The 14,995-nt window shown below is 52.1% G+C and carries 14 protein-coding genes; 11 read left to right on the forward strand and 3 right to left on the reverse strand.

The window, feature by feature from the left end:
- The first annotated feature begins 156 nt into the window (after positions 1–156).
- From QMZ30_RS17550 to QMZ30_RS17565, 4 genes are all read left to right on the forward strand, one after another.
- A complete protein-coding gene (locus QMZ30_RS17550) occupies positions 157–1,197 on the forward strand; it encodes a LacI family DNA-binding transcriptional regulator (RefSeq protein WP_283228352.1) in 1,041 nt (346 codons plus the stop codon).
- 110 nt (positions 1,198–1,307) lie between these two features.
- Positions 1,308–3,422 carry a TonB-dependent receptor gene (locus tag QMZ30_RS17555; protein ID WP_283228353.1) on the forward strand — a complete coding sequence of 705 codons (2,115 nt, stop codon included), beginning with the start codon at positions 1,308–1,310 and terminating at the stop codon, positions 3,420–3,422.
- A 15-nt stretch (positions 3,423–3,437) separates the two neighbouring features.
- Positions 3,438–4,442: an ABC transporter substrate-binding protein gene (locus QMZ30_RS17560; RefSeq protein ID WP_283228489.1), complete on the forward strand. Its 1,005-nt coding sequence runs from the start codon at positions 3,438–3,440 to the stop codon at positions 4,440–4,442.
- 276 nt (positions 4,443–4,718) lie between these two features.
- Positions 4,719–5,777 carry an acyltransferase family protein gene (locus tag QMZ30_RS17565; protein WP_283228354.1) on the forward strand — a complete coding sequence of 353 codons (1,059 nt, stop codon included), beginning with the start codon at positions 4,719–4,721 and terminating at the stop codon, positions 5,775–5,777.
- Positions 5,778–5,808: 31 nt separating this feature from the next.
- Here QMZ30_RS17565 and QMZ30_RS17570 read toward each other — a convergent pair whose 3' ends face one another.
- Positions 5,809–6,132: an AzlD domain-containing protein gene (locus tag QMZ30_RS17570; protein WP_283228355.1), complete on the reverse strand. Its 324-nt coding sequence runs from the start codon at positions 6,130–6,132 to the stop codon at positions 5,809–5,811.
- A gap of 1 nt (position 6,133) precedes the next feature.
- Positions 6,134–6,874: an AzlC family ABC transporter permease gene (locus QMZ30_RS17575; protein ID WP_283228356.1), complete on the reverse strand. Its 741-nt coding sequence runs from the start codon at positions 6,872–6,874 to the stop codon at positions 6,134–6,136.
- 104 nt (positions 6,875–6,978) lie between these two features.
- Here QMZ30_RS17575 and QMZ30_RS17580 point away from each other — a divergent pair, with 104 nt between their 5' ends.
- From QMZ30_RS17580 to QMZ30_RS17590, 3 genes are all read left to right on the forward strand, one after another.
- Positions 6,979–7,812, forward strand: a complete 834-nt coding sequence (locus tag QMZ30_RS17580; protein ID WP_283228357.1) for a helix-turn-helix transcriptional regulator — start codon at positions 6,979–6,981, stop codon at positions 7,810–7,812.
- A 107-nt stretch (positions 7,813–7,919) separates the two neighbouring features.
- Positions 7,920–8,990, forward strand: coding sequence for an NAD(P)H-dependent flavin oxidoreductase (locus QMZ30_RS17585; RefSeq protein ID WP_283228358.1), 1,071 nt, complete (start codon positions 7,920–7,922; stop codon positions 8,988–8,990).
- A 358-nt stretch (positions 8,991–9,348) separates the two neighbouring features.
- Positions 9,349–10,809: a PTS fructose transporter subunit IIC gene (locus QMZ30_RS17590; RefSeq protein ID WP_283228359.1), complete on the forward strand. Its 1,461-nt coding sequence runs from the start codon at positions 9,349–9,351 to the stop codon at positions 10,807–10,809.
- Between the two features lie 31 nt (positions 10,810–10,840).
- Here QMZ30_RS17590 and QMZ30_RS17595 read toward each other — a convergent pair whose 3' ends face one another.
- On the reverse strand, positions 10,841–11,227 hold the full coding sequence (locus QMZ30_RS17595) for an acyl-CoA thioesterase (protein ID WP_283228360.1): 387 nt from the start codon (positions 11,225–11,227) through the stop codon (positions 10,841–10,843).
- 225 nt (positions 11,228–11,452) lie between these two features.
- Here QMZ30_RS17595 and QMZ30_RS17600 point away from each other — a divergent pair, with 225 nt between their 5' ends.
- The 4 genes from QMZ30_RS17600 (at position 11,453) to QMZ30_RS17615 (ending at position 14,995) form a co-directional block, all read left to right on the forward strand.
- The gene (locus tag QMZ30_RS17600) at positions 11,453–11,887 is read left to right on the forward strand and encodes a RidA family protein (RefSeq protein ID WP_283228361.1); all 435 of its coding nucleotides are present in this window, start codon (positions 11,453–11,455) and stop codon (positions 11,885–11,887) included.
- Between the two features lie 2 nt (positions 11,888–11,889).
- Positions 11,890–12,564 carry a DUF1028 domain-containing protein gene (locus QMZ30_RS17605; RefSeq protein WP_283228362.1) on the forward strand — a complete coding sequence of 225 codons (675 nt, stop codon included), beginning with the start codon at positions 11,890–11,892 and terminating at the stop codon, positions 12,562–12,564.
- Between the two features lie 14 nt (positions 12,565–12,578).
- Positions 12,579–13,727 carry an acetylornithine deacetylase gene (gene argE, locus QMZ30_RS17610; protein ID WP_283228363.1) on the forward strand — a complete coding sequence of 383 codons (1,149 nt, stop codon included), beginning with the start codon at positions 12,579–12,581 and terminating at the stop codon, positions 13,725–13,727.
- 119 nt (positions 13,728–13,846) lie between these two features.
- Positions 13,847–14,995: an ABC transporter ATP-binding protein gene (locus tag QMZ30_RS17615; RefSeq protein ID WP_283228364.1), complete on the forward strand. Its 1,149-nt coding sequence runs from the start codon at positions 13,847–13,849 to the stop codon at positions 14,993–14,995.

The raw sequence follows: 14,995 nt of genomic DNA on the forward strand, positions 1-14,995 counted from the left end.
TTCAATTCAGGCAAGAGATTTAATGGCTGATGTTAATAAGTGTGAAGTCGATCGTTTTCTTAACGCGCGTGCTGGCAAGGTTTTTTGGATAAAAACTCCCGCACTATTCGCCGCTTAGGTACACTGCGGCAATGCAGGCATTAATAAGAGTGAAAAATGGCAACCATCATTGAGGTGGCAAAAGTTGCGGGTGTGTCCAAAGCCACGGTCTCACGTGTTCTTTCAGGCAACGGTTATGTCAGCGAAGAGAAGCGCGAAAAGGTGTTTCAGGCCATCACTGAGACCGGTTTTCGCCCCAATCTGCTGGCGCGCAACCTGGCGACCAAATCAACCCAGACGATTGGTCTGGTTATCACCAATACCCTTTACAGCGGCAGCTATTTTACTGAATTGATGCAACATTCGGCACGCTTAATGGAGCAACAGGGGCGGCAACTGTTACTGGTGGATGGCAAGCACAGCGCAGAGGAAGAGCGGGCGGCGATTCAGTTTCTGCTCGACCTGCGTTGTGATGGCGTGATCATCTATCCACGTTTTCTCACCATCGAAGAGATGGATGAGATTATTGATCAGCACAAGCATCCCATTCTGGTGATTAACCGCCGTTTACGTCAGCATGACAGCTACTGTATTTATTCAGACCAGCAGCAGACCTGTGCGGATGCGGTAGAACAACTAATCGCACTGGGGCACCGTGACATTGCTTTTGTAACCGGTTCACTGGATTCACCCACCGGACGTGAACGACTGGCGGGATATAAATCGGCACTGGCCAAGCATCAGATTGCGCTGCAGGACGCGTTGATTATTGAGGGAAAATGGCAGGCGCAAAATGGGGTGACGGCCGTTGAGACCCTGCTGGCGCAGGGGAAATCCTTCAGCGCACTGGTTGCCAGTAACGATGAGATGGCAGTCGGCGCGCTGAAAGCGCTGGCTGCGCATCACATTGCGGTACCCGCTCAGGTTTCAGTATTGGGTTTTGATGATATTCCACTGGCTCCGTTTACCATCCCGTCACTCTCTAGCGTCAAAATGCCGGTCACCGACATGATTCAGGAAACGCTGGAACGGCTGATCTCGATGCTGGATGGTGGCGAAATGCGCAATCGTAAAACCTTTTCCGGGGAACTGGTGCGTAGAGAGTCGATTGGACCTGTGCCTGCTTTTAAAGATGGCGGCTCTAAGCAATTACGATAAAGGAATATAACGCTGCTAAACAATAGGTTAACGAATTTTATCGATATATACTCGAAAATATAGCGCTAGCATATCGCGCCGAACCTTTCGTTAGCCATCCTGGAAAAGTCATGTTTATCAAGCGTCTCACCCTGGTGAAAACGGGTTTCACCAGTGCCATGTTATTGTCTGCTGCTCCGCTGTTTGCCACCACTGAGCAACCCGCATTGAACGTTACCGCCTCAACCAACCAGCTCCATGCTGAAACTGAGAAACAGGCAACTCTCGGCAATCTTGGTAAACAGCAAGTCCGTAATACACCCTGGTCAGTACAAACTGTTTCACCACAACTAATGAAGCGTCAGCAACTGAAAAGTGTCAGCGACCTGTATCGCTATATGCCCTCGGTGCAAGGGGATGGTGCGCGCCCGCAAACCCGCGGCATGCAGGGCAGCGTGGTGCAGAACAGCATGATAGATGGGTTGAATGTGGTATCCACCACGGATTACGCCGCTGAGCAGTTTGACCACATCGAAGTCCTGAATGGCCTGGCAGGCTCGCTGTATGGACCCGCCAACCCTGCGGGCCTGTTCAATTTTGTCAGTAAGCGCGGAAGCGACACTCCCCAACACAGTATCACCGTAGGGGCGGGTACAGGTCTTAGCCATCAAGTAGCGGGGGATTTCAGCGGCCCTTTGGATAGCAACGATCGGCTGCGTTATCGCCTTAATGTGCTGGATGATGAGGGTCAGGGCTATGTGAAAGGCAGTAAAAAACGCCGACAGCTGTTTAGCCTGGCGCTGGATGCCAACCTGACCGACAAAACCGTGCTGGAAACCAATTTCAGCTATTACCATTTTTATGACAAAGGGCTACCGGGGAAATTCGCGTTAGGCAGTGGCTTATCGTTCTCCGCTGCACCAGACCCTAAAAGCGCACACCTTGGTCAATCCTATGCGGGCGATGATAACCACACGCTGACAGCCGGTGTTCATCTCAAGCACGATTTCGATGGTAACTGGCAGGGTGAAATTGGCGTGCTGCGCCAGATTGCCGATCGTGAATCCACGGCCGTCACGAACACTTTTACCGACAGCCGAGGTGATTACACCACGACGACGTCATCGGCCACCGCCAGCCGCTTTACCATCAACAGCTATATGGCCAACTTCAATGGTGAGGTAGATACGGGGTGGATTCATCATCAGATCGCCACCGGCGTGCGCGGTTTTGTCTGGAAGAACTTCAACCCGCGTAATGGCACCACTTCGACGCTGGGCAGTGCTTCGCTGGATAATACGCAGGCGTTTGCGGAGCCGGACTACCCCGATTTTACCGATCGTTATCATTCAGCCACCGCTACCCAGCACGCGTTTTTATTGAGCGATAACCTACAATTCTCGCCGCAGTGGAGCGTCTTGTTAGCAGGCAGCGAAAGCTTATTGAGTTCATCCAATTACAGTAAAACCGGTAGCCGCAGCAGCGACTCTTCGAACAGTGGATCCAGTGGTTCTGCCAGCCTGGTGTATAAGCCGGTTGATCCGCTGACGCTGTATGTCACCTATGCCGATAGCCTGCAACAAGGCGACACGGCACCGGCTACTGCCAACAATGCTGGCGCGATTTTAGCGCCGTACCGCAGCCGCCAACTGGAGGTGGGTAGTAAGGTCGCCATCGATAAACTGTTGCTTACCGCGGCGCTATTTCAAATTAAACGTCCTTTTGCCTACACCAATGCCAGTGGCGATTACGCCATCGATGGTGAACAGCGCAACCGTGGTCTGGAGCTGATGGCCGATGGTGATGTCACCGAACGCTTGCATCTGTTTGGCGGCATGACATGGCTTGATCCGCGCTTACTGGATACGGCCAGCACGCAAACGGATGATAAACAGATTGTCGGGCTGCCGCGTTACACCGCCAGTTTGTTTGCCGCCTATGATTTGCCGATGTTTAGCGGCACCGATATTCACGGTGGAGTGCACTATGTTGGGCGTCGCAGTACTGATAACCAAAATGAGGGTTGGGTGGGCAGCTACACCACGCTCGATGTCGGGACCGCCTACAAAACTCACTTGTTTGATACCGCCACCACCTTCCGACTGGATGTTACTAACCTAACCAATCGTCATTACTGGACCAACATTGTGCCGGGCGGCCTGAATGGTTACAGCGGGTCCGGTTTCGCCAGTGCCTCTTTGGGTGAACCGCGTATGGTGCAGGTTTCAATGCAACTCAACTTCTGACAGGAGAGTTTGATGATGAAAAGTTTGCAATGGGCGCTACCGTTGCTGTTAGTGAGTTCACTGGCTGCTGCACAAACGGTGACAGACGATAGCGGACAGCGCGTGGAGATTAAGCGACCGGCGCAGCATATTGCCGATGCCTGGTTTGCACATCACTCGTTACTGATGACGTTGGGCGCAGGAGACTGCATTGTGGCTACGGTCAACCATCCCGCCGATCGGCCATGGATGTTTAAAGTTCAGCCCTCATTGAACCAGGCCCTGCAAGCACATGGCAAAACCTTTGCCAGTGAAGCCTTGGTGGTGCGCCATGTTGATGCTGTTTTTGTGCCCGCTAACGATCCTGATGCTGAGTCCTATCGTTTGGCGGGTATTCCGGTGCTGGCGATGAACTTTGATGATTTCGATTCCATGAAACGTTCACTGATCACTACCGCAAAAGTGGTGGGCACATCCGCTGCGGCCAGCCGGGCGCAGGCTTACAATCAGTATCTGGATGAGCAAATTGCAACCATTCAGGCTAAAACAGCGGGACTTACTGATGCGCAGCGCCCAAGGGTGCTGCATATTCAATCCCTTCATCCGTTAAAAGTGGATGGGCGCAACACGCTGATTGATACCTGGATTAAGCTGGCCGGTGGTCGTAATGTCGCGAGTGGCATCAATGGAAATATGCAGCCCATTTCACCGGAGGATGTGATCCGCTGGAATCCCGATGTGATTATCATCGGCGCGGGGGCAGGAACGCTGGATGGCTCAGACGATGGGACGTTATTTGCCAGTGTTAGTGCCGTACAACATCACCGTGTGTTGCAGAATCCATCGGGAGTGTTCCCTTGGGATCGTTATGGCACTGAGGTGGCTTTACAGATTCAATGGGCGGCAAAACAGCTACATCCTACGCTGTTTCCCCAGCTTGATATGGTGACCGCCACGCAGGCGTTTTATCGACAGTTTTACGATTACTCACTCAGCGCGAGTGATGCGCAGCGTATTTTGCAGGCATTACCGCCAGAATAAGTATTGATTAGCATTTCTGTTTTATGTTTCATATCAGGCCGGTCATAACTTCGTAAATGGCTGGCCCGTTATGTCAGCGAAATGTTAGATAACCCCCCGTTTGAACTCATCTTTTAATAAAAAACTTAAGGCCAAAATAACCTTATGTATAGAGCGTTTTTTAATTAACCGGGTTGTTATTTATAATTTATTTAATCAGATTAAGTCTTATTGTGATAGGAATTGCTTCAGTGTTAATTTGACTTTACTCACACGGTCATCTTTCCTGAGGGAATTATGCACGCACGTATCAAGCATCTTGATGGAATGCGCGGCTTAGCCATTTTATTGGTCATTGGCTACCATGCCTATGCACGTTGGCCTGAGCTGTTGCCTTATGTTAATCATACCCAACATATTCCCATATTTTCTTTTGGCTGGCTCGGGGTGGAACTATTTTTTATGATCTCCGGGTTTGTCATATTTATGACGCTGGACAAATCAGAGAGCTATATCAGTTTCCTGAAGAAACGCTGGTTGCGCCTGTTTCCGGCAATGTTGATTGCCAGTTTGTTGCTTTTCTTTGCGGGCGGTTTTTACCCTGAATGGTCAGCCATGACGCCACATGTCAAAAACTTACTACCAGGCCTTATCTTCACCAATCCTGAGACGCTAACGCAAATCACCGGCATTGAATTCAAATCCATGGCGGGATCTTTCTGGTCGCTTTACGTTGAGGCGGTATTTTACCTGATTATCGGTTTAATTTATTTTACGCTGGGACGAAAATATTGTTTGCCAGGCTTGCTGGTGCCAATGTTGCTGTTATCAGGTGCGTCCGTTTTAAAGTCGCTGGGACATCCTTTGTTAGTTGATGTGGTGTCTAAATTCGGTTTTATTCATTACGCCTGGTTTATGGTGGGATGTCTGGTATATGAGCGGATGCATGGCAGGGATAAGGCATTCCATTATGCGATTGTGGCGTTTGCGTTACTGATTAACTTCAGTTATTTCATTAAAAATGCTGGCATCATTACTGTCATACCGTTACTGATGGTGATGCTGTTCTTTATTGCCAGTTTTTATTCAAGGATGTTAGAACGCATTTTATCGTTGCGCTTCCTGACAGCCATCGGTTTTGCCAGTTATGCGTTCTATTTAATCCATGAGAATCTGATGATTGCCACACTGATAAAAATCAATGTGCACATTAAAAATGAGTTCGTCATGTTGCTGATGCCGATAGCAGTAGCGACCGTGTTGTATTATATCGCGTGGTTTATCAGTAAATATGCGGAACCTGCACTAAGGAATCTGCTGAAGGGCAAGCGCACGCCAGCCCCAGAGGTCAGTTAACTGGCGACGGCTTTTGGGCCGTCCCCAAAACCTACATGCCGAATATGTAGCGCAGTGCCGTATAGGCCACCATGCCTGCCAACACGGTGGCAAATAAACCACGGGTGATCACCCCCGTGATGGCGGCAATCAGCGCGGCCAGCAGGGATAAACTCAGCCCAGAAGCGGTGAGGGCAGGTTTCTCTACCAATTCGGCGGTGACAATCGCCGCCATAATCGCTGCAGGAATGAAACTCAGCCACTGTTGCGCCAGTGGGGCCAGGCGAAAACGTGAGAGCAGCAGGATCGGGCCAACGCGCATGACCGCCGTGATCAGCGCCGCTATCACAATAGTCAGCAGGACATTTCGTTCCATATTACACACCCTCCTTGTACTTCATGCGTAAAACCAACGTCGCTAAACTGGCGGCAATTGAGGCCGCCACAATCACCACCACACTCAGATCGAGATGCCCGGCCGAGAAAAAGGTCACTAATACCGCCACGACAATCGCCAGCGTCTCAAGCCATTTACGGCGGCTGGCAAACCACGTCATTAATATCAAGCCGATAAACATCGACACCAGGCTGAAGCTTAGACCGGCCATCAGCGACTCGGGCACTGCTGACGCTGCGTAAGCACCGATCACACAGGCAAGAATCCAGTTGAGCCAGGCGGGCAGGTTAAGGCCAAACATCCAGCTAAAGCCGATCTTACCGTGCTGGCTACCATGCTGCACGGCCACACCAAAGGTTTCATCGGTGAGTAACAGGCCGCTGACTACTTTCTGCCAGCCGGTTTGCCCGCGGAAAAAGACGCTAATGGCGGAACTCATCAACAAGTAGCGGAGATTCACCAGCATTACGCTTAACACCACCGAGGTCATTTCCGCTCCGGAGGCCCAGAGTGAATAAAACAAAAACTGCGCCGAACCGGTGTAGAGCAGGGTTGCTAACAGCGCGGTTTGCAGCACAGAAAACCCTGCCAGCGTGCCAATGGCGCCCGCCGCAAAACCGATGCTCAGGTAGCCTGGCACCGTGGGTAAACAGGCGATAAATCCCGCACGAAAGCTCTCCCTTTCGCTGTGCTTTGGCAGGGGCTGACTATTCAACGACATAATTAAGTTCCAAAACCTTCTCAACAGATGCACCAATAATAAGCATGGATGCACAAGGCTATAGTAAAATCCTGCTCCCGGATAAAATCAGCGAAGGATTTGTGATGCAGGAAAAACGTGACGACATCAAACTGTGGCGCGATCGAGGAATGCTCGGTGGAATGGAAATCCTGCGCGCACGCTGTTATGAACACAGTTACCCACCACATTTCCACGACGAATATGTGATTGCCGCGTTTGCACGTGGCGCACAACGCACGCGTATTTGCCGCCAGCAGGGGATTGCGGCTGCCGGCACCGTGATGGTTATCCAGCCGGGAGAAGTGCACACCGGGGAAGCGGTTCAACGTGATGAGGGTTGGGATTATTGTGCCTTCTATCCTTCAGCTTCGCTGGTCAATGAGGTGGCTGAGTCAATCATTGGCGGCACAGGCGAACTCAATTTTGGCGCCGAAGGGATGCGTTATGATCCTGCGCTGGCCCAGCAGATGCTGCAGGCTTCCGCCGTGATGCAACAAAGCCCAGATGCGGTCGAAAAGGAATGTGCGCTTTACCAGATTCTTAATACGTTGATTCGTCAACATGGCGAACGCACCCTAAAAGGCGGGCAAAAAAACGCTTTGCGTGCCGATATCCGTCAGGCGATTGATTTTCTGCACAGCCATTATCACCAGCCTCTTGCTGTGAGTGAGATCGCCGCCGTGGCCGGTTTGAGCGAGTTTCATTTTATGCGCACTTTCCAAAAGCTCACGGGTCTGTCGGTGCATCAATATCTCACCCAAATCCGCCTGGTGCGCGCCAAATGCCTGCTGTCGCTGGGACTGGATGCGGCGCAAACCGCTAACGATGTTGGATTTTTTGATCAGAGCCATTTTATTAAAAAATTCCGCGTACATTTTGGCATTACGCCGGGCGCGTTTGCCGCGGCGTCGATGTAAATGACATCGCCCGATAATATGTAGTTGCATTATAAATGCATGTTATCTGGAGGCGGCTTTGAATCGGTGCTACTTTTATTTCACTTAACTTTTGCGTGGATATCACCGTGGCACTTTCGCTTTGTGATGCATTAGGTTTGCAATACCCGTTAGTACAGGCGCCGATGGCCGGTGTATCAACACCGGAAATGGCAGCCGCCGTGACTGAGGCAGGGGCGCTGGGTTCGATCAGCGTGGGGGCGGCAACGCCTCAACAGGCGGAAGCGATGATCGCCAAAACACAGGCACTGACGCGTGGCGCAATCAACGTTAACGTGTTTTGCCATGCCCCAGTTCAACGCCATGCTGCGCGCGAACAGGCATGGATCGAACGATTCCGCGCATTATTTGCTCGCTATGACGCAGCACTACCGGATGAACTGCAGGAGATTTATCAAACCTTCTTAGGCAATCAAGCGATGTTTGATGTGATTGCAAAGGCAAAGCCCGCCGCAGTCAGCTTTCATTTTGGCCTGCCAGAAGCTGAGGTGATTGAACAGTTTAAACAGCAGGGGATTGTCACGTTCGCTACCGCCACCAGCATTACGGAAGCATTAGCGATTGCTGAACATAAAGTTGATTTTATTGTTGCTCAAGGTATAGAAGCGGGCGGCCATCGTGGGCAATTTGATCCACGGACTTTCGATCCTCAAATGTCGACGTTGACACTCGTGCAGGCCATTCGGCAACACACTGCCCATCCGGTTATTGCTGCAGGCGGAATCATGGATGGCGCTGGCATGGCCGCCATGATGCAGCTGGGCGCGACTGGCGTGCAGATGGGAACGGCTTTTGTATTGTGTCCAGAATCGGCAGCGAATGATGCCTACCGCGCCGCACTCAAGCGGGCGAATGAAACGGCAACGGTGATGACGGCGGCCATCTCGGGCCGTCAGGCGCGCTGCTTGCGCAACGCTTTCTGCCATTTTAGTCAGGATGTCAGATCCGATGAGATCCCCGACTATCCCTTAACCTACTCACTGGGCAAAGCTTTAGCCGCAGCGGCTGCCGCCAAAAATGAACCCGGTTTTGGCGCACAGTGGGCAGGACAGGGCGCGGGGCTGGCGCGAGAGATGCCAGCCGGGCAGCTGGTCCAGACAATAGTGCAAGAGTGGCAGACTCAGAGTAGGGGCCATTAAATTATTGGCAGTACATTGGCTAAACCTGGTACGCATAAATGCGCACCCTACGAAAACCCCGCACTAACTTCGCAGGGTTGCCATTTATGGCGACCAGAAAGCGCAAAATAACCAGTATTACTCCATTTTGACGGCCTAAAATCAGCATTAAACCTTCGCCTCCCGCCGCTGCAATCCCTGTCCCTGATAAAGCCAAATTGTAGTGTTCAATGAAATGTCCACAATCTGTCCAACATTTAGTATTTCGCCCTTCGTTCAATCGTTTTACAACCTTACTCATCGAATAACCAAAAGCCGTCAATAGTGGCGAGGTCGAATAAACGACATCGCGATATTATCGACCATGTGGAGTTTATCAATGAGACTCATTGCCATCACCGCCTGTCCCACAGGCGTCGCGCATACGTATATTGCGGAAGCCAACCTGAAAAAAAGTGCTGCAAAAATGGGTATTGATATTGTGGTGGAAACCCACGGTGCGGTGGAAAGCAAATATCACTTCACAGATGAAGATATTGATAACGCCGACGCGGTATTGATTGCCGCAGATAAAGTCATCGATACAGGCCGTTTTAGTGGCAAACGCATCTTTAAAGTACCGGTCGCTCGGGCAGCAAAAGATGCCACGGGACTATTAAACAGCATTCTGGATGGCGCGCTTCAGCCCGAAGCGCTTGTTGAGCAGAAGCAGAAAAAGGAAACGACCAAAGACACGCCTCCTCTCACTAACGGGAAATCTATTGTCTCCCAACTCTATATTCATCTGATCACCGGGGTAAACCTGATGATCCCCTTTGTGGTGGCAGGCGGTATTCTGATTGCCCTCAGTTTTTCATTTGGGATTACTGCTGCAACGCCAGGCGATGCCAATTTTAGTCCTATCGCCAAAATGCTCTCTGACGTAGGCGGCGGCGCTGCGTTCGCGTTAATGCTGCCAATTCTCTCGCTGGGTATCAGTAAATCTATCAGCGGTAATCTCGGTATTGTCTCCGGTGCAGTGGGTGGCATGCTCGCCGTACACACTGGCGCGGGATTCTTAGGCGCACTGTTCGCCGGTTTCCTCGCCGGGTATATCACTCTGCTGGTGGTGAAATATATCCAGTTACCGCAAGTGCTAGCGGGCTTGAAACCTATTCTGATTGTGCCTTTATTGACGGTGCTACTGACCGGGGCGCTGATGATTCTGGTGATTGGGCAGCCGATAAAAATATTACTGGAAGCACTCACCACCTTTTTACAAAGCATGGGCAATATGAATGCGGCAGTGATGGGGATGATCATTGGCGTCATGGTGGCATTTGATATGGGTGGGCCGCTAAATAAAACCGTCTGCATGTTTGCCATCGGATTAATGTCGACTGGAATATATGAACCCATCGCGGCATGTATGGCTGCGGGCATGGTGCCACCGATCGGTATTGCATTGGCGACAACACTATTTAAACGTAAATTCACCGCACAAGAGCGTGAAACAGGAAAAGTGACCTATGTATTAGGGCTTTCTTTTATCACCGAAGGGGCGATTCCCTATGCCGTCTCCGATCCACTGCGCGTTATTCCTGCTATTTGCGCCGGATCGGGCCTGGCCGGTGCGCTTTCCATGGGACTCGGGTGCGCTTCTCGTGCACCGCACGGTGGCGTCTTCGTCCTGTTTATCCCCAACGTCATTACGCACGTGCTGGCCTATATGTTTGCCATCGCTGCGGGGGCGTTACTCACCGCGGTTATTCTGCGCGTGATAAAAAAAGATGTGACTCAGCCCGAAACAGAAAGTGTGGCGTCGGTGAATCAAACCAACCGCTCTTTCGAGCGGGGTTAAAAATTGAGGGCGAGAATTCGCCCATTAATCTTTATTCTGCCAATGCGTTCAATACCGCTTCAGGCATAGAGGGACGTCCGTTAACCAGGCAAGTCGCGACAAAGGTGGCATCGGCATAAACGTTGCCATCGACTTTGATCTGCTGAACGAAATTCACGCGATTGCGCTTCTCATTTTTTTCCAGCGCGCAGGTCACTTCGACGTTGTCACCTTTGACCAGGCTTTTGCGAAAGCGCAGTGAATACTCCAGCACCATATAGAGTTTTCCCTGTTTAAACTCTTCCTCAATATCAATGCCGAGAGCCTCGCGCAGAAAAGCGTGGCGTGTCCACTCCATATAAAACGGATAGTAGAGGCCATCTACCACGCCCTGAAAATCAATGTGTTTCTCATCGACGTCATAATGTTTAACGAACATTTCTGCTTCCTTATCTGCATGTTACGACGGAAACGTTGTATACCTCATCAAACGGGCGCGGTAAACCCAAATGCTTTCGCAATGTGATTAAATCAAATGTTTTGCGCGTGACAGGTACTCTCGTTCTTCGGATTTTCTAAAGCAGCACCTCGGTTAATGCTGTTTTATCTGTTGCGCCGCGCGCGGTATACCTTGCGAAGAATCCACTCATCTTCGCAGGCAGACATGAGCACACATACCCGTATCCGCAAGTTCAATACCAAAGAAACGTACCCTAATCAGTCACTGGATAATGATCTCTGTCAGGCGGTTCGTGCCGGTAACACCGTGTACGTGCGCGGGCAGATCGGCACTGATTTCGCTGGCAACCTTGTCGGTTTGGGCGACCCCGCCGCACAGGCTGAGCAGGCGATGAAAAATGTTAAGCAACTGCTGGAAGAGGCAGGTAGCGATTTAACGCACATTGTAAAAACAACGACTTATATCATCGATCCACGTTATCGCGAGCCGGTTTATCAAGTGATCGGCAAGTGGTTGAAAGGGGTATTCCCGATCTCAACCGGATTGGTGATTTCAGGGCTGGGCCAGCCGCAATGGCTCATGGAAATAGATGTGATTGCGGTGATCCCGGATGACTGGCAACCACAAGCAGAGGCCTAATCATGACGTTATCTATTGTCGGACGGTGCGCGCAAACCGGTCAGATGGGTATTGCCATTAGTTCATCCAGTATCGCGGTCGGTGCGCGCTGTCCATGGCTGCGTAGTCAGGTCGGTGCCGTATCCACGCAAAACATCACCTTGCCTGCACTTGGGCCGCGCATCCTCGATCAGTTGCAACAGGGAGAGTCCGCGCAATCCGCCTTAGAAGCGGGTTTAGCCTCCGATGATTATCCTACCTATCGCCAGGTCACCGTGCTCTCTGTTGAGGGGCAAAGTGCCTTTTACAGTGGTGAAAAGACCCTGGGCGTCAACCATGCGCTAAGCGGCGAAAATTGCGTGGCAGCGGGCAATTTGCTTGCCAATACCGAGGTGATCGTTGCGATGGTTAGCGCCTTTGAGCAGCAGCAGGGTCACCTTGCGGATCGCCTGATTGCCGCCATGCAGGCGGGGATGAGAGTCGGTGGGGAAGCAGGTCCGGTTCACTCCGCTGCACTCTCTATTGTTGACGAACCCGTCTGGCCAATTGTCGATCTGCGCGTGGACTGGAGCGAGGGCGATCCTATCCACGAACTTGCGATGCTGTGGCAGGCCTATCAACCGCAGATGCAGGATTATGTGACGCGTGCGCTTGATCCGACCAAAGCCCCGAGCTACGGCGTGCCAGGCGACGAATGAGACAAGGAGGCCAAATGATTACCAGCCGCACATTGCTGGAAAAACTGGTGGCATTTGATACCACCAGCCGTGAATCCAACCTGGCACTAATCGATTTTGTCTGGCGTTATCTGGGCGATCTTGGGGTGAGTTGTGAGCTGATTCACAACGATGAACGCAGTAAAGCCAATCTCTATGCGCGCCTTGGCCCCAGCGGTAAGGGAGGTGTGATGCTTTCCGGCCACAGCGATGTGGTGCCAGTTGATGGTCAACGCTGGAGCGTTCCACCTTTTGCATTAACGGAGCGCGACGGGAAGCTTTATGGGCGTGGCACCGCCGACATGAAAGGTTTTATTGCCTGCATGTTGGCCGCAGTGCCGTATTTTTTGTCTCAGCCATTAACCCAGCCGCTGCATTTGGCCATCTCTTACGACGAAGAAGTGGGCTGCCTTGGCGTGCGGTCATTACTCGAGGCGCTGGCACAACGTCCGGATAAACCCGATATCTGCCTGATTGGCGAACCCACAGAATTGCAACCGGTGCTGGGCCACAAAGGCAAACTGGGTGTGCGCTGTGAGGTGCAAGGCGCGGCCTGCCACTCAGCCTATGCGCCTCAAGGGGTTAATGCGATTGAGTATGCGGCGAAGCTGATCCACCGCTTAACCTTGATGAGCGAGCAACTGGCTGCGCCTGAACGCCAGGATGCACGCTTTGACCCGCCGTTTACCACCGTTCAGACCGGGGTGATCCAGGGAGGGCGTGCGCTAAACATCGTCCCTGCTGAATGCACCTTTGATTATGAAGTGCGCACTCTACCGCAAGACGATGCACAGCAGGTGGCAGACGAACTGGCGCATTACGCCCAGCATGAACTTGTGCCACAAATGCAGGGTATCAACAAAGACACCGCTATTCGATTTACGGCTATCAGCGGGTATCCAGGCCTTTACACCGCGACTGACAGTCCCGCAGCGCAGTTGCTGACCTATCTGACCGGTTCTGACGCTTTTAGTACCGTGGCATTCGGTACCGAAGGGGGCTTATTTGATCAGGCGGGGATCCCGAGTGTGGTATGTGGCCCAGGAAGTATGGCACAGGGCCATAAACCGGATGAGTTCATCAGCATTGCACAACTTGATGCCTGCGATGCCATGCTGCGCCGTTTGGCGGAGTGGATGTGTTAGGGCAGCACGACACTGCTTTATCTTTTCCAAACGCCAGCTTCAGGAAGCACTAACCGCGTAACACGCACACAACACGTATGCTGGCTGTAAGCATTGATAGCCCGATTTCTGGAGATTCCATGGTAAGTGCAGAAGTAACCCCGTTCCCGCAGCCCACAACGCTGCCGGCCGCCGCAACAAAGCCCCCGATTGCCGTCCAGCTTGATGGTGTGCTTAAGCGCTTTGGCGACGCCATCGCGCTACAAAAAATCTCGCTGACCATCGAGGAAGGTGAGTTTATTACCCTGCTGGGTCCTTCAGGCTGTGGCAAGACTACACTGCTGAACTTGATGGCTGGCTTCGCGGAAGCGGACGGTGGCGAAATCTTTATTGATGGCGATCTGGTCACCGAAATTCCGCCTTATCAGCGTGAAATCGGCATCGTGTTCCAGAACTACGCGCTGTTTCCACATATGACGGTGGAAAAAAACGTGGGTTACGGATTGCGGATGCGTGGCGTGCCTAAAGCGGAAATCGCGGAGCGTGTTGAACAGGTGCTGGGGTTGGTGAAACTGGCGGGCTATGGCCAGCGTAAACCGCGTGAACTGTCGGGTGGTCAACAGCAACGCGTGGCACTAGCACGTGCATTGGTGATCAGACCCAAAGTGCTGTTACTGGATGAACCTTTCTCGGCTCTGGATAAAAACTTACGCCTGTCGATGCAGGTGGAACTCAAAGCGATTCAGCGCAAACTCGGCGTCACCACGGTGTTTGTTACCCACGATCAGGGTGAAGCACTGAGCATGAGCGATCGTGTGGTGGTGATGTCAGCAGGTCATGTGCGCCAAATCGGTACGCCGGATGACATCTATCGCCGTCCGCAGGATCCCTTCGTTGCCGGGTTTGTTGGCGACGTTAATATCCTGCCCGGTCGTTATGTTGGCCGTGATAGTACGGCGCTATTAGATCTCGGCGGTAATACCTTGCGACTGCCCGCAGATCGCGTGCATGCCACGGTAGGAGACCGCCTGGATGTGTATGTGCGTCCGGAAAACCTGCAACTGGCGCCGCTTGGGCCGCATGCATTATTTAGTGCCACGGTGATTACCCATGTTTTCCAGGGCGATCACGTTGATATGCATCTTGATGTCCCGGCACTGGGAAGTGCTGCACTGTTTGCTCGTCAGTCCGGATTAGATTCCCTGACACGCTGGCCAGTGGGCAGTGTGGTGGGCGTGAGTGTCGATGACGAAGGCGTGTGCGCGTTTAGCGCGGCGAAGCAGGGCTAA

The sequence above is a fragment of the Pantoea sp. EA-12 genome (assembly GCF_030053355.1).
GTDB classification, from domain to species: domain Bacteria; phylum Pseudomonadota; class Gammaproteobacteria; order Enterobacterales; family Enterobacteriaceae; genus Pantoea; species Pantoea vagans_C.